The following is a 24,307-nucleotide window of genomic DNA, read 5'->3' as shown; positions in this document are numbered from 1 at the left end:
CCGCGGGCTCAGGCCTCGTTGTTGATCAGTTCGTCGATCTGCTCGTCGGCCTTCTTGGTGGCGTCGGCGACCGGGGTGCCCTTGAGGATGTCCAGCAGCATGTTCTCCAGGACGTTCTGGTTCTCGATCGCGGTCCAGCCGGGCGCGATCGGGGTGAACCAGGCGTCCGGCACCGCGTTGGCGATCGGCGCGGTCTCCGGCTTCTGCTTCAGCGGTTCGAGCTGCTTGGTGTTGTTCGGCAGGATGTTCTTGGAGGCCAGCACCTCCATCGACTTCTCGCTGGTGAACAGGGAGATCCACTCCTCGGCGAGGTCCTTCGCCTCGGACTTCTGGACCACCGCGAGGTCGGAGCCGCCGATGAAGGACGGCAGGGGCTTGCCGTTCGGGCCGGGCATGCCGGCGGTGGCGATCTTCCCCTTCAGCTCGGGGTTGCCGTTCTCGCCCTCGAAGACGGAGCCGGCCTCCCAGCCGTTGCCGTAGATCAGGGCCGCCTTCTTGTTGGCCATGACGTTGGCGTGGTCCTGCTCGTCCTTGGTCCGGTCGCCGTTGTTGTACTCGTTGACCAGGCCGACGAAGTGCTCGATGCCCTTGTGCGCCTCGGGGGTGCTCAGGGCGGCCTTCCACTCGCCCTTGCCCTCGTCGTACTCGGCGATCCGCCCGCCGTACGCGGCGACGTAGGACATGGCGGCGTACCAGTAGCGGCCGGGCAGGTAGAGGGCGGAGAAGGCCTTGTCCTCGCCGTACTCCTTCTCGACCGCGTCGAGCGCCTTCTTCAGCTCGTCCTCGGTCTGGGGGAGCTCCTTGGTCCCGGCGCCCTTCTCGAACATCTCCTGGTTGAAGACGGCGACGCGCGCACCGGCGTAGTAGGGGACGCAGTAGAGCTTGCCCTCGAAGGAGCAGGTGTCCTTCAGGCCCTGGATCCAGGTGTCGGAGTTGTCGTACTTGGCCGGGTCGATCTCGGCGAGGGCCCCGTTGAGGATGTAGGTCATGGTCTCGGTGTTGCCGAGTTCGACCACGTCCGGGAACTTGTCGCCGCCCAGCGCGGTGTCGAGCTTCTTGGCCTTGTCGCCCCACTGCTGGTACTGGACGTTGACCTTGACCTTCGGGTACTTCTCCTTGAACTGCTCGTTGACGTCCTCGACCAGTTCGGGCCAGGTGCTCTGGGCGTCGTTCATCAGCCAGACCGTGAGCGTCTCGCTGCGCTCCTCGGGGTCCTTGGAAGCGTTGCTCCCCCCGTCCGACCCGCAGGCCACGAGACCGGTCGTCATCGCCACGGCGCCGATCGCCGCTACGAGCTTGCGCTTCACGTCCTTCTCCTTCGGGTGCCGGAAATCCCCCCGCCCACCGCCCGAGATCTCCGCTCCCGCCGGCGCCCCGCCGGCGCGGACGCGCCGTGGGCACCGGCCTTCGAAGTACTGTCCGTGGGGCCGGGCCGGTCTTAATGGTGTAGACCAGTGCCCGCAGCTTGGCCTAGACCTATAGGGCTGTCAACGGTGTATAAAGCTCGCGGCCGCATCCGTTACCGGACCGACATCTGAGCCGGAACGCCACCGGGGGCGGGGACCGTGCCACGATGTGAGCCGCTACGTACGGAGGAAGCCGGTGACCGCACGAGACGAGTCACGACACGAGTCGGGAAGGCGCACGATGGGGAGCGACGCAGGTGCGGCCACCGCCGCCGGCGCGGGCACGCGGTCCGCGGTGGACGCCGGGACCGGGAACGGCGGTCCGGCCGGCCGCACCGCCCGCGTGCCGAAGTACTACCGCCTCAAGCGCCACCTGCTGGAGATGACCGAGACGATGCCGCCCGGCACGCCGGTCCCCCCGGAGCGCACGCTGGCCGGCGAGTTCGACACCTCCCGCACCACCGTGCGCCAGGCCCTCCAGGAACTGGTCGTCGAAGGACGGCTGGAGCGCATCCAGGGCAAGGGGACCTTCGTGGCCAAGCCCAAGGTCTCCCAGGCCCTCCAGCTCACCTCCTACACCGAGGACATGCGCGCCCAGGGCCTGGAGCCCACCTCCCAGCTGCTGGACATCGGGTACGTCACCGCCGACGAACGGCTCGCCGAACTGCTGGGCATCCCCGCCGGAGGCCGCGTGCTGCGCATCGAGCGCCTGCGGCTGGCCAGCGGCGAGCCGATGGCGATCGAGACCACGCACCTGTCGCAGAAGCGCTTCCCGGCGCTGCGCCGCAGCCTGGTGAAGTACACCTCCCTCTACACGGCCCTGGCCGAGGTCTACGACGTCCACCTCGCCGAGGCCGAGGAGACCATCGAGACCTCCCTGGCCACCCCGCGCGAGGCGGGCCTGCTGGGCACGGACGTCGGGCTGCCGATGCTGATGCTCTCCCGGCACTCGCGCGACACCGAGGGGGAGCCGGTGGAGTGGGTGCGCTCGGTCTACCGGGGCGACCGCTACAAGTTCGTCGCCCGCCTCCAGCGCCCGGGCCGGGGTCGCTGACCTCCCGCACCCCGGCCCGTCCCGGCGGCCGGGGTGCGGGAGGAGCGGACGGGGCGGCGCGCGGCGCGGAGGAGCCGCATCCACACCCGATCGATGTCCGCCCGCCTAGTGACGCGGGGCGGAGGGCCGGTCTAGATTTCCTCGTCGCACCAGAGGTGATCGACTCGAGGACGGAGCCGCAGCCATGGCACCACCGGGAACCCCCAGGCCGCAGCCAGTCGTGACGCCGGCGCGTGCGGTGGCCGGCGTCTGCCTGTTCGCGCCCTTCGTCGCGATGCTCTGGGTCGGCTCGTACGCGACGGCCGAACCGACGCTCGCCGGAGTGCCCTTCTTCTACTGGTACCAGATGCTCTGGGTGCCCGTCTCCGCCGTCCTGACGGCGGTCGCGTACGCCCTGGTGCGGCGCGAGCAGCGCGCCCGGCGCGCCGCGGCGGGACCGGCCGGCGGCGCGGAGCGCGCGGGAGGTGAGACGCGGTGAAGGACGGGGTCAACGTCGTCGCCCTCGCCGTCTTCGTCTTCTTCTTCGCCGTGGTGACGGTGATGGGCTTCCTGGCCGCCCGCTGGCGCCGGGCCGCCGACGCCGAGCACCTCGACGAGTGGGGCCTGGGCGGCCGGAGCTTCGGCACCTGGATCACCTGGTTCCTGCTCGGCGGCGACCTCTACACCGCCTACACCTTCGTGGCCGTCCCCGCGGCCATCTACGCGGCGGGGGCCGCGGGCTTCTTCGCGGTGCCCTACACCATCCTGGTCTATCCGCTGATCTTCCTCTTCCTGCCCCGCCTGTGGTCGGTCTCGCACCGCCACGGCTACGTGACCACCTCGGACTTCGTGAGCGGCCGGTTCGGCTCCAGGGCCCTGTCGCTGGCCGTCGCCCTGACCGGCATCCTGGCGACGATGCCCTACATCGCGCTCCAGCTCGTCGGCATCCAGGCGGTGCTGGACGTGATGGGCGTCGGAGGCGGGGAGTCCACCCACTGGTTCGTCAAGGACCTGCCGATCCTGATCGCCTTCGGCGTACTGGCCGCCTACACCTACTCCTCCGGCCTGCGCGCCCCGGCCCTGATCGCGTTCGTCAAGGACACGCTGATCTACCTCGTCATCGCCGTCGCGGTGATCTACATCCCGATCAGGCTCGGCGGCTTCGACCAGATCTTCGCCGACGCCGGGGAGAAGTTCGCCGCCACCGGCAGCGGCGCGGTGGTCCCGGGCGAGGGCGCGCACTGGGGGTACGCCACGCTGGCGCTGGGATCGGCACTGGCGCTGTTCATGTACCCCCACTCGATCACGGCGACGCTCTCCAGCGGCAGCCGCGAGGTCATCCGCCGCAACACCACCATCCTGCCCCTGTACTCGCTGATGCTCGGCCTGCTGGCCCTGCTGGGCTTCATGGCGATCGCGGCCGGGGTGAAGGTGGACAACGGCCAGCTCGCCATCCCCCAGCTCTTCGAGACCATGTTCCCGGACTGGTTCGCCGGGGTGGCCTTCGCGGCGATCGGCATCGGCGCGCTGGTCCCGGCGGCGATCATGTCGATCGCGGCGGCCAACCTGTTCACCCGCAACATCTACAAGGAGTTCGTCAGACCGGGCGCCACGCCCGCGCAGGAGACCCAGGTCTCCAAGGTCACCTCCCTGCTGGTCAAGGTCGGCGCGCTGGTCTTCGTCCTGGGCATGGACAAGACCGTGGCGATCAACTTCCAGCTGCTGGGCGGCATCTGGATCCTGCAGACCTTCCCCGCGATCGTGGGCGGTCTGTTCACCCGGTGGTTCCACCGCTGGGCGCTGCTCGCCGGCTGGGCGGTCGGCATGGCCTACGGCACGGCGGTGGCCTACAACACCTCCAGCCCCACCCAGCAGCACTTCGCCAGCAGCTCACAGACCATCCCGCTCATCGGCGAGATCGGCTACATCGGCCTGACGGCGTTCGTGCTCAACCTGGCGGTCACGGTCGTGATGACCCTGGTCCTGCGCGCGGTGAAGGCCCCCGAGGGCCTCGACAGCACCACCGCGGGCGACTACACCGCGGACGCCGGCGACCCGGGCGTCCAGAAGGAACTGCCCCCGCCCACGGTGGACGCCCGGCACTGAGGCGCCCCGCCGCACCCCCGCACCCCCGCACCCCGCCGACGGGGAGTCCCCGCGCCGCCGGCGGGGTGCCGCATGAGGGCCGCCGGGGAGGCGGAGGGCGGTCGGGCAGCCGGACGCGGGCGCCTCCGCGGTGCGCGGCGGGGAGTACGCGCGGACCGCCCGGACCCCTGGGCCACCCGGCCCGCCTTCGCCCCCGGCGGTGGACCGGGCCTCCGCCCGCCGCTCCCAGCGGATCCCCGGGGACTCCCACCCGGGGAGGACGGCGGCACGCGGCCCCGCCGCCCGGCGCCGCCGGGTGCGGCGTTCCTGCGAGCCATCGACGGAGTCCTTGCGCCCGCCACCGGGTACGAAGTGCGCCGCGCCTGAACCGCGCGGCGGAGGTCCCCCCCCCGCCTCCCCGCCGACCGCGGCGCCCGGGGGGCGCCGGGCGGTTCCCGCACCGTCCGCCGTTTCCGCCCTCTACGGGGCCGCAGGGGCACCACGACACAACATGTTGGGGTGCTGGCTCGATACGGCACAAGATGTATGCTCATCCCGCTGTCGCCGCAGGGGAATCCGGTGGGAATCCGGAGCTGTCCCGCAACGGTGTGCGGCGGGCTGCCCCTGTGCCGTCTGCACGGGCCGGCCGCCCGCCACAAGTCCGAGGACCTGCCGACGGTGTCCAGTCACGTCCGGGCCCCGTGGGTTGGGCCGGCGGACGCGCGCGGTCACGCCCCGATCCGGACGGGCATGCCCGTCCGCCCGTCGTGCCCGCCTCCCCGCGGGGCCGCAGGCCCACGAGGGAGAGCACCGAGTTGACCATCTCAGCAGCGGAGCCCGTCTCGGCCCCCGCACCGGAGGACGACGACCGCTCCGGTACCGCCTTGCTGCGCACCCTGACCGACCTCGCCGCCGATCTGCCCGCCACCGACCCGGGCCGGGTCGCCGCCGCCGCGCTGCGCGGCCGCAGTCCCGGCTCCGGCGCGGGGGAACTGCGGTCCCTGGCCACCGAGGCAGCGGCCGGCCTCATCGCCGAGGAGCCCGAGTACTCGCGGCTCGCGGCCCGGCTGCTGGTCCGGGCGATCCGCGAGGAGGCCGCCGGACAGGGCGCGGTGTCCTTCTCCGCGTCGGTGGCGGTCGGCCGGCGCGAGGGGCTGATCGCCGACCGCACGGCCGGGTTCGTCGCCGAGCACGCCGAACGGCTCGACGCGCTGGCGGAGCGGGCCGCGGCGGACGGCGCCGACGACCGCTTCGGCTACTTCGGGCTGCGCACCCTCCACTCCCGCTACCTGCTGCGCCACCCGGCGACCCGGCGGGTGATCGAGACCCCGCAGCACTTCCTGCTGCGGGTGGCCTGCGGCCTGGCCGCCGACTCCTCCGAGGAGGCGCTGGAGGAGGTCGCCGGGTTCCACCGGCTCACCAGCACGCTGTCCTACCTGCCCTCCTCCCCCACCCTGTTCAACTCCGGCACCCGGCACCCCCAGATGTCGTCCTGCTACCTGCTGGACTCCCCCCGGGACGAGCTGGACTCGCTCTACGAGCGCTACCACCAGGTCGCGCGGCTGTCGAAGCACGCCGGCGGCATCGGGCTGTCGTTCTCGCGGATCCGCGCGCGGGGTTCGCTGATCCGCGGCACCAACGGGCACTCCGGCGGCATCGTGCCGTTCCTGCGGACCCTGGACGCCTCGGTCGCGGCCGTCAACCAGGGCGGCCGGCGCAAGGGGGCGGCCTGCGTCTACCTGGAGACCTGGCACGCGGACGTCGAGGAGTTCCTCGAACTGCGCGACAGCACCGGCGAGGACGCCCGCCGCACCCACAACCTGAACATCGCCCACTGGATCCCCGACGAGTTCATGCGCCGGGTCGAGGCGGACGCCGACTGGTCGCTGTTCTCCCCCTCGGACGTCCCCGAGTTGGTGGACCTGTGGGGCGAGGCGTTCGACACCGCCTACCGCCGCGCCGAGGCCGCCGGGTCGGCGGTGCGGACGGTCCCGGCCCGCACCCTCTACGCACGGATGATGCGCACCCTGGCCCAGACCGGCAACGGCTGGATGACCTTCAAGGACACCGCCAACCGCACGGCCAACCAGACCGCCGAGCCGGGCAGCGTCGTCCACTCCTCCAACCTCTGCACCGAGATCCTGGAGGTCACCGACGACGGCGAGACCGCGGTGTGCAACCTGGGCTCGGTCAACCTCGCCGCTCACCTGCGCGAGGACGGGGGGCGCCCCGGCGGGGCGGTCGACTGGGAGCGGCTGGACGCCACCGTCCGCACCGCCGTGCTCTTCCTGGACCGCGTGGTCGACGTCAACTACTACCCCACCGAGCAGGCCGCCGCGTCCAACTCCCGCTGGCGGCCGGTCGGTCTGGGCCTGATGGGCCTCCAGGACGTGTTCTTCCGGCTGCGGCTGCCCTTCGACTCGCCCGGGGCGCGGCGGCTGTCCACCCGGATCTCCGAGCGCATCATGCTCGCCGCCTACGAGGCCTCGGCGGACCTGGCCGAGCGGTACGGCCCCCACCCCGCCTGGGAGAGCACGCGCGCCGCCCGCGGCGTCCTCCACCCCGACCACTACCCGGACGCGAGGACCGCCTGGCCCGAGCGCTGGGCGGCGCTGCGCGAGCGGATCGCCGGCACCGGACTGCGCAACGCGCTGCTGCTGGCCGTCGCGCCGACCGCGACGATCGCCTCGATCGCGGGCGTCTACGAGTGCATCGAGCCGCAGGTCTCCAACCTCTTCAAACGCGAGACGCTCTCGGGTGAGTTCCTCCAGGTCAACCCCTACCTGGTGGGCGACCTCAAGCGGTTGGGCCGGTGGGACGGGCGGACCCGTGAGGCGCTGCGCGAGTCGGGCGGGTCGGTGGCCGGGCTGGAGTGGCTCCCCGAGGAGGTCCGCTCGCTGTACCGCACGGCCTGGGAACTGCCGCAGCGCTCCCTGATCGACATGGCCGCGGACCGCACCCCGTTCCTGGACCAGGGGCAGTCGCTGAACCTGTTCGTGGCGTCGCCCACCATCAACAGGCTCAGCTCCATGTACGCCTACGCCTGGAAGCGCGGTCTGAAGACCACCTACTACCTGCGCTCGCGCCCCGCGACCCGGATCGCGCGCGCCGCGGGCGGCGCGGCCGCCGCCGTGCCCGCCCCCGCCCCCACCCCCGTTTCCGCGGGGCAGCAGGACGCCGGGGCCGACGCGGCCCTCGCCTGCTCCCTGGAGAACCCCGAGTCCTGCGAGGCATGCCAGTGACCACCGCCCCCCGCGCCGCCGACCGCGCCGCCGCCGGCGAGCCCGCCGCAGGGTCCGCCGCCGCCTCCCCGGCGGGCGGACGCCCCCGCAACCTGCTGGACCCGGGTTTCGAGCTCACCCTGCGCCCGATGCGCTACCCGGCCTTCTACGAGCGCTACCGCGACGCGATCAGGAACACCTGGACCGTGGAGGAGGTGGACCTCCACTCGGACGTGGCCGACCTCGCCGGGCTCTCCCCGGGCGAGCAGCACCTGATCGGGCGGCTCGTGGCGTTCTTCGCCACCGGCGACTCGATCGTGGCCAACAACCTGGTGCTGACGCTGTACAAGCACGTCAACTCGCCCGAGGCGCGCCTGTACCTGTCGCGTCAGCTGTTCGAGGAGGCCGTCCACGTCCAGTTCTACCTGACGCTGCTGGACACCTACCTGCCCGATCCGGACGAGCGGGCCGCCGCCTTCGCGGCCGTGGAGAACATCGGCTCCATCCGGGAGAAGGCGCGGTTCTGCTTCCGCTGGATGGACTCGGTCGAGGACCTCGACCGGCTGGAGAGCCGGGCCGACCGCCGCCGCTTCCTGCTGAACCTGATCTGCTTCGCGGCGTGCATCGAGGGGCTGTTCTTCTACGGCGCCTTCGCCTACGTCTACTGGTTCCGCTCGCGCGGTCTGCTGCACGGCCTGGCCACCGGCACCAACTGGGTCTTCCGCGACGAGTCGATGCACATGGCGTTCGCCTTCGACGTGGTGGACACCGTCCGGGAGGAGGAGCCGGAGCTCTTCGACGAGGAGCTGGAGCGGCAGGTGGTCCGGATGCTGGAGGAGGCCGTCGAGGCCGAGCTGCAGTTCGCCCGCGACCTGTGCGGCGACGGCCTGCCGGGGATGAACACCGGCTCCATGCGCGAGTACCTGCGCTGCGTGGCGGACCAGCGGCTGGTCCGGCTGGGTTTCCCGGCCCGCTACGGCGCGTCGAACCCGTTCGCCTTCATGGAGCTGCAGAACGTCCAGGAGCTGACCAACTTCTTCGAGCGCCGCGCCTCGGCCTACCAGGTGGCGGTGGAGGGGTCGGTCTCCTTCGACGACGACTTCTGACGGCGGCTTCCTCCGGCCGCCGCACGCCGCGCCCGCGCCCCGGCCCGTACCGGTGGCGCGGGGCGCGTCCGCCGGGCGGCTGCGGACCCGTGTCAGCAGCCGCCGCAGTTGTAGTAGGTCACGTCCCAGTGGTTGCCCTCGCGGTAGTAGACGTTCCCCGACCCGGACCGGTACTTGCTGCCGCCGATGTAGGCGAAGGCACCGGTGATGTAGTTGTTCAGGCAGGTGGAGAGGCTGTAGTCGAGCTTGTAGCCGTTCCAGTGGCTGTACGTGCCGCCGGCGTGGCCGGTCTCCGTGCCGCCCGTGACGTTGAGCGCGCAGCCGCTGGCACTCTTGAGCGTCTCCGCTCCCTGCACCGTGGCCAGGTTGACCTGCTCGAACGAGGTGCAGGTGGAGACGGTGCGGTCGGAGCAGCCGCCGCTGGAGGACCAGGTGATGCCCGCGGCGCGGAAGCGGCTGGTCGCCTGCGCGTGGGTCAGCTTGGTGACCAGGGCCGAGGCCGGGGCCCGGTCCGCGGTCGCGGCCGCCGGGGTCGGCTGCGCCCCGGGGGCGGCCTGGGCGGCGCCCGGCAGGGCGAGGAGGGCCAGGGAGATCACCGGCGCGGCGGCCGCCGCGCGCCTGAGGGAGGTCTTCATGGGGGGAGCCTTTCCGGGCGGACGGGTGGGGGGATGGGCCCGGCCCGGCCGGGGAGCGGCCGGGCCGGGCGGGACGCACGTGCGGTGCGTGTGGTGCGTGCGGGCTCAGATGCCGCAGCTGGGGGCCGACCAGTACCGGCTGGAGCGGTGGTCGACGTGGGTGTGGTCGTTGTGGCCGGGGTAGCCCGGGCCGAGGATGCCGTTGAAGCCGTGGTTGCGGGCCTGCTGCGCCAGCCTGCACAGGGTGTGCGAGCCGGCGCCGAGGTCGACGCCGTCGCCGTAGAGGTGGCGGCTGTTGGAGGCGCCGCCCACCGCGCTGTTGCAGGAGTAGGAGCGGAAACCGCTGGTCACACGGATCGGGGCGTCACCCAGGGCGTGCCGCATGGCCTCCAGCTTCCACATGGAGATCAGCGCGTTGCGCTTGGCGGTGGCGGCGCTCACCGCGCCGCCGCTCCAGGTGGAGTTGCACTGGTTCAGCTCGCTGTAGGAGAAGTGGGCCGGGGTGCAGTCGGCGTCCTGGAGCGCGTAGATCTTGCTGAAGGTCTGCGGTCCGGCGACACCGTCGGCGCTCAGCCCGTAGGCGGCCTGGAAGCGCTTGACCGCGGCGGCGGTGGCGGGGCCGTAGGAGCCGTCGATGGCGAGCACGCCACCGTAGCCGGGGTAGCCGGAGACCCGGACCTGGAGTTCGGCGACGTCCGAGCCGGACATGCCCTGGGAGAGGGTCCGGTTCCAGGTGTAGCACTCGTCCGCGTGGGCGGTGCCCGCGGTGGTGACGGTGCCGACCAGCGCGGCTGCCGCGACCATGACAACACTGAGCGCGAAACGGATGATGCCTCTGAGCATGGTTCCTCCGTGAGGGAACGACGGGGATTCCGAGAGTGGCGGAGCGATCTACTCGCGTCAACACCTTCCGGAGATGCCAATGGGCGGGCCTTTGGAAGGCCCGCCCAGGCCACGCCCCACCGTGAACTCCCCCGTTCCGGGGGTTCGTCGGGCGTTCGGCGGCTCCTCGGCGGCCGTTCACCGGTCCGCCGCGCGGAACCGGCCGGTCCGACCGGTCCGCTTCAGTCGTTGGGCACCGTCTCGTAACGCGGCGTGCCCTCGGCCATCTGCCGCAGCACGTCCTTGCGTTCGCGCTTGGAGAGCCGGTCGATGTAGAGGCGGCCGTAGAGGTGGTCCGTCTCGTGCTGGAGGCAGCGGGCGAAGTAGCCGGTGCCCCGCACCCTGATCGGCCTGCCCTCGGCGTCCTGTCCCCGCACGACGGCGTAGTCGGGGCGCGCGAGCGAGTGGTAGGCGCCCGGCACCGACAGGCAGCCCTCGTTGGAGTCGTCCAGCACCCGGCGCTCGGCCGGGAGTTCCTCCAGCACCGGATTGCAGACGACACCGACGTGCCGCACGCCCTCGTCGTCCATGCAGTCGTAGACGAAGACCTTCAGGTCGACGCCGATCTGGTTGGCGGCCAGGCCGACGCCCTCGGCCGCGCGCTGGCTGGCGAACATGTCGTCGACCAGTTCGGCCAGTTCGCCGCCGAACTCGGTGACGTCCTCGCACTCCTTGTGCAGCACCGGGTTGCCGACGACGGTGATCGGACGAGCGGTGCCGCGCTCGCGGTGGGTCCGCTCGCGCTCCTCGCAGTCCTCCGTGTCGACGACGAACCCCTCGTCGTCCACCCGCTGCCCGGTCTCGTGCTCCGCCATCTGTGCGTCTGCCTCCCTCGCGGTGCTCACCACAACCCGTACAGACTACGGGCAGCCGCTCCCCGGCGTGCGCGGTCGCCCCGGTGGGGGACCCCGGCCGGGCGGGCCGGCGGAGGCGGGGCGGGCCCGCTCAGCAGACCTCCTCCAGGTCCCGCCACTCGCGGGTGTCCGGGCTGTCGGCGACCCAGCCGTCCAGGAGCCCGCGCACCAGGTCGGCCGGGGCCGCCAGCCCGCACTCCCGCTCGGGCACCCACAGCTCGCCGGAGGTCATGTGGCCCAGCGGGCCGGGGTGGCCCGGCACGCTGTGGTCGTGCGGGTCGTGCCGCGGGGCGCCCTCGCCCTCGTCGCTGGGCATGCGGCTCTCCGAGCACGAGCGGCACAGCAGCCGCACCGAGGAGGACCAGTCCTCGGCCGCGTAGCCCGCGTCGGCGGCCAGCCGCTCCAGGGCGTCCCGGTCCGCCTCGGTCGCCGCCTCCAGCAGGACCACCCAGGTGGGCACCGGGGAGGGCGCCCAGAGTTCTATCTCGTCGAAGACGGGATAAGTGTGGCCCGACGCCGTGGTCCGCTCGCCGTGGGGCACGCCGTCGTGCAGCACCACCTCGCCCCAGCGGCGCCCGGAGGAGGGCAGGGGGATGCTCTGCACCTCGATGCGGGCCGGGTCCAGCCGGCGGCCCCAGACCACCTCGGCCTCGCCCTCGGGGGACAGGCGCACGGCGGCGCTGCCCAGTTCCATCTCCACCGGCGGCTCCGCGCGGCCGGCGCGCCCGGGCGGCGCCTCCGGCACCCGCAGTCCGTACGCCTGCCAGGCCCGCCTCGCCAGCGCCCAGTCCTGCAGCGCGGTGGCCGCGATGCCCACGTTCCACCAGTCCGGGGCTCCGGTGGACCGGTCCAGGAGGGCGACGGCGCGCAGTCCGGCCGCACGCGCCTGCTCCCAGTCGTGCCGGAACTTGTGGAGGAGGGCCAGGTTGAACCAGGACTCCGACAGCCACGGCTCCAGGCCGGCCGCGCGGGTCAGCAGCGCGCCGGCGTCCTCGTACCGCCCGTCGCCGATGAGCGTGAACGCGCGATCGGTCACCAGCCGCCAGTCGGCACAGGGCCGGTGCCTTGCCTTGCCGAAGATCCTCACGATGTTCCCGCCTGACTCCCGCCTGCTGCCCGGCCGTCCTCACGGCCGTCTGGTCGCGGTCCCCGCCGCGGTGTCGTGCCGCGGTCTTCTCCCTGCCGCGGTTCCCGGTTCGCATCCAACCATGCCCACCGGGGTGCGCGCTCATTACCCATCGGTCATGGGACACCGCGGGGTTGGGGGCGGACCGCCCTCCCCGTACGGGGCCCGGAGGCGGTACGGGCGGGAGGGCGCCCCGGGCGCCGGCGGCACTGCGGGACCGTGCGGGACGGCTCGTCCGCGTTGGCGCGTTCGGGTGAGGCGGCGCGGCCGCGCGGCGCCCCGGAGGCGGCCTCCGCCCCCGGTGGTCGGTGCCGGGGCGGTGCGGAGGGCCGGAGGGGGCGTGGGGCCGCGGTCAGGCGAGGTGGCCGGCGTCCCCGCCGGCGTCGCCCCGGGCGCGCAGGGGCGCGCTCTCCCGCGGGACCTGGGCGGGGTCCACCACCGGCTGCTCGGGCACGGCCTGGCCCGAGCGGATCAGCTCGATGCGGCCCATCACCTTCGAGCGCAGGCCGGTGGGGACGTCGTCGTGTCCGCAGCACCGCTTGACCAGCTTCTTCACGGCCTGCTCCAGGCCGTACTTCTCCAGGCAGGGGGAGCACTCGTCGAAGTGCTGCTCGAACTTCGCGCGGTCCCCGTCGGGCATCTCGCGGTCCAGGTACTCGTACAGGTGGTCCAGGACCTCAGCGCAGTCCGTCTCGTGCGGCTCTCCGCAACTCATGAGCCCGAGCCCTTCCGGTCGTGCGACTCGTCCGGCGCGGCGGCGCCGTTCGCGCCCGCCGGGACCAGCCCGCGCTCGCGGGCGTAGTCCTCCAGCATCCCGCGCAGCTGGCGGCGGCCCCGGTGGAGACGGGACATCACCGTGCCGATGGGTGTCCCCATGATGTCCGCGATCTCCTTGTAGGCAAACCCCTCGACGTCCGCGAGGTAGACCGCGATCCGGAACTCCTCCGGGATGGCCTGGAGGGCCTCCTTCACGTCCGAGTCCGGCAGGCGGTCCAACGCCTGGGACTCGGCGGAGCGCAGTCCGGTCGACATGTGCGACTCGGCACGGGCGAGCTGCCAGTCCTCGATGTCCTCGGCCGCGCTGCGCTGCGGCTCGCGCTGCTTCTTGCGGTAGGAGTTGATGAAGGTGTTCGTGAGGATGCGGTACAGCCACGCCTTGAGGTTGGTGCCCTCGCGGAACTGGTGGAAGGACGCGTACGCCTTCGCGTAGGTCTCCTGCACCAGGTCCTCGGCGTCGGCCGGGTTGCGCGTCATGCGCAGGGCGGCCGAGTACATCTGGTCCAGGAAGACGAGGGCGTCCCGCTCGAAGCGCGCGCTCCGTTCGACCTCGGTCTCCGCGGGCTCCTGGCGCGCGGCGTCGTCGGTCCCGGCGACCGGACCCACCTCCTCCGATACGGCTCCGAGCCCGGCTGCGGACTCGTTCGAACCGGAGGATAGACGACGATCCGCCCCCTCCGCCGCCCGGAAGGGCACGTCCCCGACGAGTCCGGCCAGCCTCAGCGTCGCCCAGTCGACCTGGGCGGCTGTCGCTCGGGTACCCACGGGGCGGGACGGGCATGCGATCGAACCCATGTCGGGTGGACTCCCTCTCCTCGCGCGTGTGTGGTCCGTACGTGTTCTGCCGGAGTAACACGCACGGACCCGGAGGGCATTCCCGCACCCGCCGGGGGCCGGCCGGGCGCTTCGCGGGTCACCCCCGCGCCAGCCACCCCCGCACCTCCGCGGTGAGCGCCTCCAGCGCCGCCTCCTGGGTGACCGCCCCGCGCCGGGGGACGGCGAAGCCGTGGTCGGCGTCGGGCACCTCGGCGACCCGCAGCCCCTCCGCCTCCTCCGGCCCGGGGAACTCGCCGGGCCGCCCGAAGGGGTCGCGGCCGCCCTGGACGACCAGGGTCGGCACCCCGGTGCCGAGCAGCTCCCGGACCCTGGACCTCTCCGGCCTCCCCGGGGGGTGGAGGGGGAAGGCCAGGGCGAGGACGGCGTGCGCACCGAGCTCGCGCGCGGTCCGGCAGGCCACCCGCGCCCCGGCGCTGCGTCCCCCGGAGACGACCGGCAGCCCGTCCCGCCGCAGGGCCGGCCACACCGCCCGCCACCCGGCGTCCAGGGTCCGCGGCGCGGGCGCCACCTTCTTCCCCGCCACCCGCCAGGGCTGCTCCACCAGGGCGACGGAGACGCCGTGGGGAGGCAGCTCGGCGGCCAGGGCCCTCAGGTCCCGGGCCTCGACGCCGCCCCCGGCCCCGTGCCCGAGTGCCAGGACCAGCCGCGCACCGGGGGCGCGGTGCCAGATGACGCGCGCCGGTCCGGCCGGGGTGTCCACCGTCTCGGCGGCCCCGGGGGCCTCCCCGCCCGCCGCGCCCCCTCCGGGCGCCGGCCCGTCCGCGGGTCCGCCCACCGCCGTGTCCGCCCTCACTCCGCTTTCCGCCTCTCTCCTCGTCCGCCGCGGTCCGCCCGTGCCGTCCGCCCGCGCGGGCGGACGGCACGGGCGGACCGGCTCAGAACAGCGTGCCGGCCCCGGGCCCGTCGAGCTCCTCCAGCAGCTCGGGGCCGTTGTTGCGCACGTTGCTGACCTCGGTGCCCACCGGGTACGCCCGCATCGCCTCCGGGGGCGGCGGAACCATCAGCTCGCGCACCCGGTCCACATCCGTGAGCGCCGGGTCGAGCCAGGCGTCCCAGCGGTCGGACGTGAGCACCAGCGGCATGCGCGGGTGGATGTCGGCGAGCGCCCGCGGGCCCCCGCCGTCGCCGTCGGAGCCCGCGAAGGGCTCGGTCTCCGCCTCGGTGGTGATCACGGTGCAGGTGGCCCACCAGGCCTGCGGGTGGTCGTCGGGCAGCGTCTTGTCCCGCCAGAACTCGTAGAGCCCGGCCAGCGCCATCACCGAGCCGTCGGCCGGCGTCACGAAGTACGGCTGCTTGCGCGGGCGCTTCCGCTTCCCCTTCTCCTCCTCCTGCCGCTCGGCCGCCCCGGTGACCCACTCGTAGTAGCCGTCGGCGGGCAGCAGGCAGCGCCGCGCCGCGAACGGGCGCCGGTAGGAGGGCTTCTCGTGCACGGTCTCCGCCCGCGCGTTGATCATCTTGACGCCCACGTCGGGGGACTTGGCCCAGGAGGGCACCAGGCCCCAGCGCAGCGGCCTGAGCTGCCGCACGGGCCGCTCGTCGCCGCCGTCCTTCAACGGCCGGTCGAGCACCGCGTGGACCTGCTTGGTCGGGGCCACATTCCAGTCGGGCGCCAGCTCCTCGGCCGGATCCCACTTCTCCACGCCGAAGGTCTCCGCCAGTTCCCCGGCGCTCCGGCTTGCCGCATACCGTCCGCACATGTCTGCCACCCTGCCACGTCCGGCGGGGCCGCGGTACGGCGACGCGGGTGGCGCGGTGCCGGTGCCCGCGGTCATCCGGGGCACCGGCGCCCCCGTGCTCCGTCCGGGTGCCGTGGCAGACTGCGGACACCGCGGACGGCACGGGGAGCGGTGGACGGACCAGGGGAAGGGGACGGCCGGCATGGACACGGAGAGCGTCACCGCCGACGGCATCGCCGAGGTGTGGGACCGCGTCGTCGGGACGCAGCCCGCCCCGTCCCTCCCGGTCGTGGTGGCCGCCGGCCTGGTGGCCCTGGCCGTGGTCGCCGCACGGCGCCCCTGGCACGTGGCGCGCGCCGCGGTGACCATCGCCCACGAGGGCGGGCACGGACTGGTCGCGCTGCTGAGCGGCCGGCGGCTGGAGGGCATACGCCTGCACTCGGACACCTCCGGACTGACGGTCTCGCGGGGCAGGCCCACCGGGGCCGGGATGGTGCTGACCGCCGCCGCCGGGTACACCGCGCCGCCGCTGCTCGGGCTGGCCGGGGCCTGGCTGCTCGCCGAGGGGCGCGTCACCGCCCTGCTGTGGGGGGCCACGGCGCTGCTGCTGGCGGTGCTGGTGATGGTGCGCAACGCCTACGGGGTCCTCAGCGTCGTCGTCACCGGCGGCGTGTTCTTCCTGGTGTCGTGGTTCGCCGGGCCCGAGGTGCAGGGGGCCTTCGCCTACGGGGCGGTGTGGTTCCTGCTGCTGGGCGGCGTACGGCCCGTCTTCGAACTCCAGGCCAAGCGGCGCCGCGGCGAGGCTCCGGACTCCGACGCCGACCAGCTGGCGAGGCTGACCAACGCCCCCGCGGCGCTGTGGATCCTCCTCTTCCACGCCGTCGCGCTGTGCTCGCTGACCGGCGGCGGGCAGTGGCTGCTGGGACTCTGACCGGCCCGGCGCCCCGCCCCGCCGGGGCCGTCCACCGCCGTGTCCCGCCCCTCCCCCTTTCGGGGCGTTCCGCATCTGCGCCGTTCCGCCCGTACGCGCCCGCATCCGGCTGTTCTTCTCTGCATGTGCTCGGGATCACCGGCGCCTGCAGGCCCACTAGAGTTGGCCTCATGACCGACAACACCACTCTCTGGCCTGCTCCGCTCGCGTCCGGCGCCGTCGACGCGACCGTCACCGTGCCCGGTTCGAAGTCGGTCACCAATCGCGGTCTGGTGCTCGCCGCCCTCGCCTCCGAGCCGGGCTGGCTGCGCCGCCCGCTGCGCTCGCGCGACACCCTGCTGATGGCCGAGGGCCTGCGGGCCATGGGAGTGGGCATCGAGGAGACGGTCTCCTCCAGCTCCGCCTCCGTGCCCGGCTCACCCGGCGGCAGCGGCGAGGCGTGGCGCGTCATCCCCTCCGGGCTGCGCGGCCCCGCCACGGTGGACGTGGGCAACGCCGGCACGGTGATGCGCTTCCTGCCGCCCGTCGCCGCCCTCGCCGACGGCCCGGTCCACTTCGACGGCGACAAGCGCTCCCACGAGCGCCCCCTGCACGGCGTGATCGACGCGCTGCGCGCCCTCGGCGCCCGCGTCGACGACGGCGGGCGCGGCTCGCTGCCCCTGACCGTGCACGGCGGCGGCTCCCTGACCGGCGGCCCGGTCGAGATCGACGCCTCCTCGTCCTCCCAGTTCGTCAGCGCGCTGCTGCTCTCCGGAGCCCGCTTCAACCAGGGCGTCGAGGTCCGCCACACCGGCGGTCCCCTGCCCTCCATGCCGCACATCCGGATGACGGTGGACATGCTGCGCGCCGCGGGCGCCCAGGTGGACACCCCCGAGGCCGGCGGCGAACCGAACGTCTGGCGGGTGACGGCCGGTGCGCTGCTCGGCCGGGACCTGGTCGTCGAGCCCGACCTGTCCAACGCCCAGCCCTTCCTGGCCGCCGCCCTGGTCACCGGCGGCCGGGTGACCGTCCCGGACTGGCCCAGGCGCACCACCCAGCCCGGCGACGCGCTGCGGGAGATCTTCACCGAGATGGGCGGCCGCTGCGAGCTGGACGAGCGCGGCCTGACCCTGACCGGCACCGGCCGCGTCCACGGCATCGACGTGGACCTGAGCGAGGTGGGCGAGCTGACCCCCGGCATCGCCGCCGTCGCGGCGCTGGCCGACTCCCCGTCGCGGCTGCGGGGCGTGGCGCACCTGCGGCTGCACGAGACGGACCGGCTGGCCGCGCTCACCAAGGAGATCAACGGGCTCGGCGGCGACGTCACCGAGACGGAGGACGGGCTGGTCATCCGCCCGCGCCCGCTGCGCGGCGGGGTCTTCCACACCTACGAGGACCACCGGCTGGCCACGGCGGCGGCGGTGATCGGCCTGGTGGTCGGGGGCGTGGAGGTCGAGAACGTGGCGACCACCGCCAAGACCCTGCCCGACTTCCCGGAGCTGTGGGACACCATGCTCGCAGGCGACGGGAGCAGAGGGTAGGGGACGGTCCGCCATGCGCCGCTACGGCAAGCACACCGACGAGGACGACATCAAGGTCCGCCCGGGGCGCCGGGGCAGCCGCCCGCGCACCAGCATCCGCCCCAAGCACGAGGACGCCGCCGAGGGCTTCGTCCTCACCGTCGACCGGGGGCGGATCACCTGCCTGGTGGAGGGCCGCACGGTCACCGCGATGAAGGCCCGCGAACTGGGCCGCAAGGGCGTGGTGGTCGGTGACCGGGTGGCCGTCGTGGGCGACCTGACGGGGGCCAAGGACACCCTGGCGAGGATCGTGCGGGTGGAGGAGCGCTCCTCGGTGCTGCGGCGCACCGCCGACGACAACGACCCCTACGAGCGGGTCGTCGTCGCCAACGCCGACCAGCTCGCCATCGTCACCGCCCTGGCCGACCCCGAGCCGCGCCCGCGCCTGATCGACCGCTGCCTGGTGGCCGCCTACGACGCGGGGCTGGAGCCGCTGCTGGTGCTCACCAAGGCCGACCTGGCCCCCGCCCGGCCGCTGCTGGAGACGTACGCCCCGCTGGGCGTGCGCCACGTGGTGACCCGGCGCGACGAGCTGGCCGACGGCGGCGCCGCGCGGGTGCGGGAGATGCTGACGGGCCGGACCACCGCCTTCGTGGGCCACTCCGGGGTCGGCAAGACGACCCTGGTCAACGCGCTCGTCCCGGAGCACCGCCGGGCCACGGGCCACGTCAACGCGGTGACCGGGCGCGGCCGCCACACCACCACCTCGGCCCTGGCCCTGCCGCTGGCCGGGACGTCGTCCTTCCCTCCCGGGCGGGACGGGGGCTGGGTGATCGACACCCCGGGCGTGCGGTCGTTCGGGCTGCACCACGTCGATCCGTCCCGGGTGATCCACGCCTTCCCCGACCTGGCGGCGGGCACGGGCGGCTGTCCGCGCGCCTGCAGCCACGACGAGCCGGAGTGTGCGCTGGACGGGTGGGTGGCCGAGGGCCACGCCGAGCCGGCCCGCCTGTACTCCCTGCGCCGGCTGCTGGCCACCCGGGAGCGCCGCGAGGGCGACTGACGCGCGGGCGAAGCGCCGCGGCGCCCGCCGTCCGGCCTCAGCCGATCAGCGCCCGCAGCACCTGGGCGACGTGGGCGCCGGCCGCCTCCTCCGTCGTTTCCGGCGGGCCGCCGCAGGGCGCGACGACATAGGAGAGCGCCAGCCGCAGGGCCACCTCGCAGGCGCGGCGCAGCGGATCCGCGCCGGATGCGCCGCTCCCCCCGGTCGCCGGGTCCGTGCCCGCGGCGGCGGCGAGGGCGGGGACCAGCGCCGCGGTCATACGGACGCGCAGCCGGACCGCCAGCCGGTCCGGCGCCTCCCCGGGCAGGGGCAGCCGGGACTCCCAGCGGCCGGTGAGCGCCGCGCGGACCAGCGGCTGCCGGCGGGCGGCGCGCACCGTGCGGACGGCCGCCTCCGCGCAGCCCGCCACGGGGCCCCCGTCGCGGGCGGCCCGCCCGGCGGCGCGCACGGTCCGCTCCACGAAGGCGTCCAGTTCTTGCTCGACCAGGGCGGCCCCGAGTCCCCCCTTGGTGCCGAACTCGTTGTACAGGGTCTGGCGGGACACTCCGGCCGCCCCGGCGACCTCCGCCATCCGCACGCGGGGCCACGGCCGGTCCGCGGCCGCCTCGCGGGCGGCGCGCAGCAGCGCCCGGCGCGCGGGGGGCCTCGGGGGCGGCGCGGGCGGGGCGGGGACGGCGGAGGGGACGGCGGAGGGGGCGGGGAACGGGGACGGTGAGGACATCGCCGTGGACATCGGGCCTCCCGGGCGCGGTGCGCTGCCGGAAAAGGATCGGGGCGGCCGTGGAGGGCGTCAAGGCATCGTGCACCCGCTGCCGTCCGCCTGTCCCCGCTCCGGTGCGCCGGGGCGGTCCGGGCCGGCCACCCTGTTGGCCACTCCCCTGTGGCCGGTGCGCGGAGCCGCTGGATACTGTTCGTCCATGCCCGACTACCACGATGACCTGCGTCTCGCCCACGTGCTGGCCGACACCGCCGACGCCACGACGATGGAGCGGTTCAAGGCCCTCGACCTCAAGGTCGAGACCAAACCCGACATGACGCCGGTGAGCGAGGCGGACAAGGCGGCCGAGGAGCTGATCCGCACCTCCCTGCAGCGGGCGAGGCCGCGCGACGCGGTGCTCGGCGAGGAGTACGGCAGCGAGGGGCACGGGCCCCGCCGCTGGGTGGTCGACCCGATCGACGGCACGAAGAACTACGTGCGCGGCGTGCCCGTCTGGGCCACGCTGATCGCGCTGATGGAGCGCGGCGAGGACGGCGACAGGCCGGTGGTCGGCGTGGTGTCGGCCCCCGCCCTGAACCGCCGCTGGTGGGCGGCGCTGGGCGGCGGCGCGTACACGGGCCGCAGCCTGTCCTCGGCGACCCGGCTGTCGGTCTCCCGGGTGGCGCGCGTGCAGGACGCCTCGTTCGCGTACTCCTCGCTCGCCGGCTGGGAGGAGCGCGGCAAGCTGGGCGGCTTCCTGGACCTGTCGCGGGACTGCTGGCGCACCCGCGGCTACGGCGACTTCTGGCCGTACATGATGGTGGCCGAGGGCTCGGTGGACATGTGCGCGGAGCCGGAGCTGTCGCTGTGGGACATGGCGGCCAACGCGATCATCGTGCAGGAGGCCGGCGGCACCTTCACCGGTCTGGACGGGCGCGAGGGCCCGCACAGCGGGAACGCGGCGGCCTCCAACGGGCTGCTCCACGAGGACCTGCTGTCCTACCTCGGCGACTAGGGCTCCGACCGGGGCGGTCCGCCGGGCTGCGGCCGGTGGCGCGGGGTCCGCGGAGATCCGCTCCGCGCCTCACCCCGGTGCCTCTGCTGCGGCGCGGTGACGGCTCGGGTGGCCGCCCCCAGCGGCGGTTCCGGCTCGGGGAGGTCCGGGATCGTCCGGTGCCTGCAGGCGGTACCGCCGGATCCGCGGCCGGCCCGATGGAGCGCGCGGGTCACCGCCGCGTACGCCGGGTGACCGACGGCCCGGCTGTCGCCGCTGCGACCGCATCGCCGGGGCGAGTCGGTCCGCAGCGGCGGGGGGCGTCCGCCCCGGCGGATGCCCTCTGTGCCGCGGACGAGGGCGCCGCCGGAGCTCCCGTCGGGCGGGCGCGCGCCCCGGCGGGAGGGACGCGGCGCGGAAACGGCCGGAGGCAGCCCCGGCCCGACGCGGTGCGGCCGACTCCTCCCCGTACGCCCCTTGTTGGGGCGGGGCCGGCATGTGAACATGAGAATCCCCGCTTGTGGGATTGTGAATCCCTTCTCCGGCGCGGGGTTCCCCGAGGAGGTGGCACCGTCCGCCATGACCGCCCTTGTCCGTGACGCCATGAGCACCGTGGTCCTCACCATCGGCCCCCACCACACCCTCCGCCAGGCCGCCCGGCTGATGTCCGCCCGCCGGGTCGGCGCGGCCGTCGTCCTCGACCCCGACGCCGGAGGCGTCGGCATCCTCACCGAACGCGACGTCCTCGACTCCGTGGGCGCCGGCCAGGACCCCGACCGGGAACTCGCCCACCTGCACACCACCACCGACGTGGTCTTCGCCTCGCCTTCCTGGACCCTGGAGGAGGCGGCCGGAGCCATGGTCCGCGGCGGCTTCCGCCATCTGATCGTGCTCGACGACCGGGAGCCGGTGGGGATGGTGTCGGTGCGCGACATCGTCCGCTGCCGGGCCTTCGGAGCCGGGCACGGCGGGCACGAGCCACTGGCCGCGGGCACCGCGGCGGCCTAGGCCCGGCGACCGGCCGCCTTCCCGCGGGGTCAGGCGGGCGGTCGCGCGCGTCACGGCAGCCTCCCGGCCCGCGCCGGCGGCGCGATCGGCGCCGCGGCCGGGCACTCCGGGGGCGCTTGCGGGACATGCCGGAGGGACCGGAGCCCACTGGCGTCCGGTCCCTCCGGTTCGTACGGCAGGCCGACCCGTCGGATCAGCCGCGCAGGGCCTTGACCGCGGCCTCCAGCCTCCTGCCGTAGTCCTCGTCGGCCTGGCGGAAGTTCTCGATGGCCCGCTTGACGATGTCGTCGCGCGAGACCTGCGAGATGGAACCCGCCAGGTTGTTGATCAGGCGCTCCTTCTCCTCCTCCGTCATCAGGCGGTAGAGGTTGCCCGCCTGGACGAAGTCGTTGTCCTCCGGGTGCGAGGGAGCGGCCGTCTCACCGGTGGCCCCGGAGACGGGGACCGGCTGCCACAGCGGACGGCCGGTCTCGGCCGGGCCGCCGAAGCTGTTGGGCTCGTAGTTCTTGGCGCGGCCGTGGCGGCCGTCGTACATGAAGCCGTCGCGGCCGTGGGAACGGGCCTCGGTGGCGTGCGGACGGTTCACCGGCAGGTGGTCGGCGTTGATGCCCACCCGGTAGCGGTGCGCGTCGCCGTAGGCGAACAGCCGGCCCTGGAGCATCTTGTCCGGGGAGGGGCCGATGCCCGGGACGAAGTGGTGCGGGGAGAATATCGACTGCTCGACCTCGGCGAAGATGTTCTCCGGGTTGCGGTTGAGCTCCATCTTGCCGATCTCGACCAGCGGGTAGTCCGCGTGCGGCCAGACCTTGGTCAGGTCGAACGGGTTGAAGCGGTAGGTGGGCGCCTCGGCCGCCGGCATGATCTGGACGTACACCGTCCAGCTCGGGTACTCGCCGCGCTCGATGGACTCGCGCAGGTCGCGCTGGTGGCTGTCGGGGTCCTTGCCCGCCAGGATGTCGGCCTCGTCCTGGGTGAGGCACTTGATGCCCTGGTCGGTCTTGAAGTGGTACTTGACCCAGAAGACCTCGCCCGCCTCGTTGTTCCACTGGAAGGTGTGCGAGCCGAAACCGTCCATGTGGCGGTACGAGGCCGGGATGCCGCGGTCGCCGAAGAGCCAGGTCACCTGGTGGGTGGACTCCGGGCTCAGGCTCCAGAAGTCCCAGACGTTGTCCGCCTCCTGGGAACCGGTGTACGGGTCGCGCTTCTGGGTGTGGATGAAGTCCGGGAACTTGATGGCGTCCTTGATGAAGAACACCGGGGTGTTGTTCCCGACGAGGTCGTAGTTGCCCTCCTCGGTGTAGAACTTCACCGCGAAACCGCGCGGGTCGCGCACCGCGTCCGCGGCGCCCAGGTTGCCCGCGACGGTCGAGAAGCGGAGGAAGACCTCGGTCTGCTTGCCGACCTCGGAGAGGAACTTCGCCCGCGTGTACTTCGTCACATCGGCCGTGACGGTGAAGGTGCCGTAGGCGCCCGCACCCCGCGCGTGAACGACGCGCTCCGGGATGCGCTCGCGGTTGAAGTGGGCGAGCTTCTCCAGCAGGAGCTGGTCCTGGACCAGGACCGGGCCGCCGGCACCGGCGGTCTCGCTGTTCTGGTTGTCCGCGACGGGAGCACCGGCCTCCGTGGTCAGTGGTCCGGTGCTCTCGATCTGGGCAGTCACATGCGCCTCCTGAATCTGTCCTGTCCCCTTGGCCGTAGCCGAACGCGATCCTACATTGGACAATGTCTAAGTCAAGAAGACGATGAAGACCGTACGAGGTCCGGCCGTGGACACGCACTGCTAAGGTGGAAACATGAGTGACCTGCTTCAACGTCTCCGGGACCGCGGCTGGCGGCTGACCGCCCAGCGGCGCGTCGTCGCCGAGGTCCTCGATGGTGAGCACGTCCACTACACCGCCGACGAGGTCCACGCGCGCGCCGTCGAGCGGCTGCCGGAGATCTCCCGCGCGACCGTCTACAACACCCTTGGGGAGCTCGTCTCGATCGGCGAGGTGATCGAGGTCAGCACGGACGGCCGCGCCAAGCGGTACGACCCGAACGCGCACCACAGCCACCAGCACCTGGTCTGCTCGCGCTGCGGCGTGATCCGCGACGTCAGCCCGTCCGGCGACCCGCTCGCCCTGCTCCCGGAGACGGAGCGCTTCGGGTTCACGCTCTCGGAGGCGACGGTCACCTACCGGGGCCTGTGCCCCTCCTGCGCGTCCGCGTCCGCCTAGGCGGCGGCTCCCCCGTCCCGGCTGCGCGCGTGCGCGGGCCGGCCCCGCACGCGTCTTCACCCGCACCGCCCCGCGGGCGGCGCGGGCCCACGGGTTGGTGATCGCGGGGAAACGGCGAAACGGCGGAGCACGGGGAAACGACAGAGGCCCGGATCCGTGGATCCGGGCCTCTGCCTCATCAGTAGCGGGGACAGGATTTGAACCTGCGACCTCTGGGTTATGAGCCCAGCGAGCTACCGAGCTGCTCCACCCCGCGTCGTT

Annotated in this window: 22 protein-coding genes, 1 tRNA gene and 1 riboswitch; of the genes, 11 read left to right on the top strand and 12 right to left on the bottom strand. The window is 73.5% G+C overall.

What is annotated here, in order from left to right; all coding sequences use genetic code 11:
- Positions 1-8: 8 nt before the first annotated feature.
- A complete protein-coding gene (locus ACFSJS_RS10405; RefSeq protein WP_380899056.1) occupies positions 9-1,307 on the bottom strand; it encodes a sugar ABC transporter substrate-binding protein in 1,299 nt (432 codons plus the stop codon).
- A 340-nt stretch (positions 1,308-1,647) separates the two neighbouring features.
- Between ACFSJS_RS10405 and ACFSJS_RS10400 the strand changes: the two genes are divergently transcribed.
- The 5 genes from ACFSJS_RS10400 to ACFSJS_RS10380 all read left to right on the top strand — a co-directional run bounded on the left by ACFSJS_RS10400 (position 1,648) and on the right by ACFSJS_RS10380 (position 8,851).
- Positions 1,648-2,460, top strand: coding sequence for a GntR family transcriptional regulator (locus ACFSJS_RS10400; RefSeq protein WP_380899055.1), 813 nt, complete (start codon positions 1,648-1,650; stop codon positions 2,458-2,460).
- Between the two features lie 184 nt (positions 2,461-2,644).
- Positions 2,645-2,938 (top strand): DUF3311 domain-containing protein, encoded by a 294-nt coding sequence (locus ACFSJS_RS10395; RefSeq protein ID WP_380899054.1) that lies wholly within the window; start codon positions 2,645-2,647, stop codon positions 2,936-2,938.
- The gene (gene mctP / locus ACFSJS_RS10390; protein WP_380899053.1) at positions 2,935-4,545 is read left to right on the top strand and encodes a monocarboxylate uptake permease MctP; all 1,611 of its coding nucleotides are present in this window, start codon (positions 2,935-2,937) and stop codon (positions 4,543-4,545) included. The genes ACFSJS_RS10395 and mctP overlap by 4 nt, the downstream gene beginning before the upstream one ends.
- Before the next feature lie 485 nt (positions 4,546-5,030).
- Positions 5,031-5,215: riboswitch (cobalamin riboswitch) on the top strand.
- A gap of 124 nt (positions 5,216-5,339) precedes the next feature.
- The gene (locus ACFSJS_RS10385; protein WP_380899052.1) at positions 5,340-7,766 is read left to right on the top strand and encodes a ribonucleoside-diphosphate reductase subunit alpha; all 2,427 of its coding nucleotides are present in this window, start codon (positions 5,340-5,342) and stop codon (positions 7,764-7,766) included.
- A gap of 128 nt (positions 7,767-7,894) precedes the next feature.
- Positions 7,895-8,851 carry a ribonucleotide-diphosphate reductase subunit beta gene (locus ACFSJS_RS10380; RefSeq protein ID WP_380899253.1) on the top strand — a complete coding sequence of 319 codons (957 nt, stop codon included), beginning with the start codon at positions 7,895-7,897 and terminating at the stop codon, positions 8,849-8,851.
- Positions 8,852-8,943: 92 nt separating this feature from the next.
- Here the strand turns inward: ACFSJS_RS10380 and ACFSJS_RS10375 are convergent, their stop codons facing one another.
- From ACFSJS_RS10375 to ACFSJS_RS10340, 8 genes are all read right to left on the bottom strand, one after another.
- On the bottom strand, positions 8,944-9,486 hold the full coding sequence (locus ACFSJS_RS10375; protein ID WP_380899051.1) for a hypothetical protein: 543 nt from the start codon (positions 9,484-9,486) through the stop codon (positions 8,944-8,946).
- A gap of 105 nt (positions 9,487-9,591) precedes the next feature.
- On the bottom strand, positions 9,592-10,329 hold the full coding sequence (locus ACFSJS_RS10370; RefSeq protein ID WP_380899050.1) for a D-Ala-D-Ala carboxypeptidase family metallohydrolase: 738 nt from the start codon (positions 10,327-10,329) through the stop codon (positions 9,592-9,594).
- A 221-nt stretch (positions 10,330-10,550) separates the two neighbouring features.
- Entirely contained in the window at positions 10,551-11,183 is a 633-nt protein-coding gene (gene def, locus ACFSJS_RS10365; protein ID WP_380899049.1) for a peptide deformylase, read from the bottom strand.
- Between the two features lie 130 nt (positions 11,184-11,313).
- On the bottom strand, positions 11,314-12,309 hold the full coding sequence (locus ACFSJS_RS10360) for a tetratricopeptide repeat protein (protein ID WP_380899048.1): 996 nt from the start codon (positions 12,307-12,309) through the stop codon (positions 11,314-11,316).
- Between the two features lie 391 nt (positions 12,310-12,700).
- On the bottom strand, positions 12,701-13,063 hold the full coding sequence (rsrA, locus tag ACFSJS_RS10355) for a mycothiol system anti-sigma-R factor (RefSeq protein ID WP_380899047.1): 363 nt from the start codon (positions 13,061-13,063) through the stop codon (positions 12,701-12,703).
- Positions 13,060-13,731 (bottom strand): sigma-70 family RNA polymerase sigma factor, encoded by a 672-nt coding sequence (locus ACFSJS_RS10350; RefSeq protein ID WP_380899252.1) that lies wholly within the window; start codon positions 13,729-13,731, stop codon positions 13,060-13,062. Before ACFSJS_RS10350 ends, rsrA begins: the two co-directional genes overlap by 4 nt.
- 307 nt (positions 13,732-14,038) lie before the next feature.
- Positions 14,039-14,755, bottom strand: coding sequence for an alpha/beta hydrolase family protein (locus ACFSJS_RS10345; RefSeq protein ID WP_380899046.1), 717 nt, complete (start codon positions 14,753-14,755; stop codon positions 14,039-14,041).
- Positions 14,756-14,837: 82 nt separating this feature from the next.
- Complete coding sequence (locus ACFSJS_RS10340; RefSeq protein ID WP_380899045.1) at positions 14,838-15,659, bottom strand: SOS response-associated peptidase; 822 nt, start codon at positions 15,657-15,659, stop codon at positions 14,838-14,840.
- A 181-nt stretch (positions 15,660-15,840) separates the two neighbouring features.
- Here ACFSJS_RS10340 and ACFSJS_RS10335 point away from each other — a divergent pair, with 181 nt between their 5' ends.
- The 3 genes from ACFSJS_RS10335 to rsgA all read left to right on the top strand — a co-directional run bounded on the left by ACFSJS_RS10335 (position 15,841) and on the right by rsgA (position 19,131).
- Positions 15,841-16,569 (top strand): M50 family metallopeptidase, encoded by a 729-nt coding sequence (locus tag ACFSJS_RS10335; protein WP_380899044.1) that lies wholly within the window; start codon positions 15,841-15,843, stop codon positions 16,567-16,569.
- A 170-nt stretch (positions 16,570-16,739) separates the two neighbouring features.
- On the top strand, positions 16,740-18,089 hold the full coding sequence (gene aroA / locus ACFSJS_RS10330; RefSeq protein WP_380899043.1) for a 3-phosphoshikimate 1-carboxyvinyltransferase: 1,350 nt from the start codon (positions 16,740-16,742) through the stop codon (positions 18,087-18,089).
- Between the two features lie 13 nt (positions 18,090-18,102).
- Positions 18,103-19,131 (top strand): ribosome small subunit-dependent GTPase A, encoded by a 1,029-nt coding sequence (rsgA, locus tag ACFSJS_RS10325; protein ID WP_380899042.1) that lies wholly within the window; start codon positions 18,103-18,105, stop codon positions 19,129-19,131.
- Between the two features lie 37 nt (positions 19,132-19,168).
- Here rsgA and ACFSJS_RS10320 read toward each other — a convergent pair whose 3' ends face one another.
- Positions 19,169-19,864 (bottom strand): TetR/AcrR family transcriptional regulator, encoded by a 696-nt coding sequence (locus ACFSJS_RS10320; RefSeq protein WP_380899041.1) that lies wholly within the window; start codon positions 19,862-19,864, stop codon positions 19,169-19,171.
- A gap of 184 nt (positions 19,865-20,048) precedes the next feature.
- Between ACFSJS_RS10320 and hisN the strand changes: the two genes are divergently transcribed.
- Positions 20,049-20,843 carry a histidinol-phosphatase gene (gene hisN / locus ACFSJS_RS10315; protein ID WP_380899040.1) on the top strand — a complete coding sequence of 265 codons (795 nt, stop codon included), beginning with the start codon at positions 20,049-20,051 and terminating at the stop codon, positions 20,841-20,843.
- A gap of 558 nt (positions 20,844-21,401) precedes the next feature.
- Positions 21,402-21,830 (top strand): CBS domain-containing protein, encoded by a 429-nt coding sequence (locus tag ACFSJS_RS10310; protein ID WP_380899039.1) that lies wholly within the window; start codon positions 21,402-21,404, stop codon positions 21,828-21,830.
- 193 nt (positions 21,831-22,023) lie between these two features.
- On the opposite strand, the gene ACFSJS_RS10305 is transcribed toward ACFSJS_RS10310, so the two are convergent.
- On the bottom strand, positions 22,024-23,490 hold the full coding sequence (locus ACFSJS_RS10305; RefSeq protein WP_380899038.1) for a catalase: 1,467 nt from the start codon (positions 23,488-23,490) through the stop codon (positions 22,024-22,026).
- A 133-nt stretch (positions 23,491-23,623) separates the two neighbouring features.
- On the opposite strand from ACFSJS_RS10305, the gene ACFSJS_RS10300 reads away from it, so the two are divergent.
- Positions 23,624-24,046 (top strand): Fur family transcriptional regulator, encoded by a 423-nt coding sequence (locus tag ACFSJS_RS10300; RefSeq protein ID WP_380899037.1) that lies wholly within the window; start codon positions 23,624-23,626, stop codon positions 24,044-24,046.
- 182 nt (positions 24,047-24,228) lie between these two features.
- On the opposite strand, the gene ACFSJS_RS10295 is transcribed toward ACFSJS_RS10300, so the two are convergent.
- Positions 24,229-24,302 (bottom strand) — tRNA-Met (locus tag ACFSJS_RS10295).
- Positions 24,303-24,307: the final 5 nt, after the last annotated feature.

Origin of the sequence: Streptomyces desertarenae (genome assembly GCF_042681365.1) — a bacterium.
Taxonomy (GTDB): domain Bacteria; phylum Actinomycetota; class Actinomycetes; order Streptomycetales; family Streptomycetaceae; genus Streptomyces; species Streptomyces desertarenae.
Note: the sequence above shows the minus strand (reverse complement) of the source record. Positions and strands in the feature narration are given on the sequence as shown.

Coding starts and splice junctions, on each gene's coding strand:
- ACFSJS_RS10400 (WP_380899055.1), top strand. CDS start 1,648: ATGGGGAGCGACGCAGGTGCGGCCACCGCCGCCGGCGCGGGCACGCGG.
- ACFSJS_RS10395 (WP_380899054.1), top strand. CDS start 2,645: ATGGCACCACCGGGAACCCCCAGGCCGCAGCCAGTCGTGACGCCGGCG.
- ACFSJS_RS10380 (WP_380899253.1), top strand. CDS start 7,895: ATGCGCTACCCGGCCTTCTACGAGCGCTACCGCGACGCGATCAGGAAC.
- ACFSJS_RS10375 (WP_380899051.1), bottom strand. CDS start 9,486: ATGAAGACCTCCCTCAGGCGCGCGGCGGCCGCCGCGCCGGTGATCTCC.
- ACFSJS_RS10370 (WP_380899050.1), bottom strand. CDS start 10,329: ATGCTCAGAGGCATCATCCGTTTCGCGCTCAGTGTTGTCATGGTCGCG.
- def (WP_380899049.1), bottom strand. CDS start 11,183: ATGGCGGAGCACGAGACCGGGCAGCGGGTGGACGACGAGGGGTTCGTC.
- rsrA (WP_380899047.1), bottom strand. CDS start 13,063: ATGAGTTGCGGAGAGCCGCACGAGACGGACTGCGCTGAGGTCCTGGAC.
- ACFSJS_RS10340 (WP_380899045.1), bottom strand. CDS start 15,659: ATGTGCGGACGGTATGCGGCAAGCCGGAGCGCCGGGGAACTGGCGGAG.
- ACFSJS_RS10335 (WP_380899044.1), top strand. CDS start 15,841: ATGGACACGGAGAGCGTCACCGCCGACGGCATCGCCGAGGTGTGGGAC.
- aroA (WP_380899043.1), top strand. CDS start 16,740: ATGACCGACAACACCACTCTCTGGCCTGCTCCGCTCGCGTCCGGCGCC.
- rsgA (WP_380899042.1), top strand. CDS start 18,103: ATGCGCCGCTACGGCAAGCACACCGACGAGGACGACATCAAGGTCCGC.
- ACFSJS_RS10320 (WP_380899041.1), bottom strand. CDS start 19,864: ATGTCCACGGCGATGTCCTCACCGTCCCCGTTCCCCGCCCCCTCCGCC.
- hisN (WP_380899040.1), top strand. CDS start 20,049: ATGCCCGACTACCACGATGACCTGCGTCTCGCCCACGTGCTGGCCGAC.
- ACFSJS_RS10310 (WP_380899039.1), top strand. CDS start 21,402: ATGACCGCCCTTGTCCGTGACGCCATGAGCACCGTGGTCCTCACCATC.
- ACFSJS_RS10300 (WP_380899037.1), top strand. CDS start 23,624: ATGAGTGACCTGCTTCAACGTCTCCGGGACCGCGGCTGGCGGCTGACC.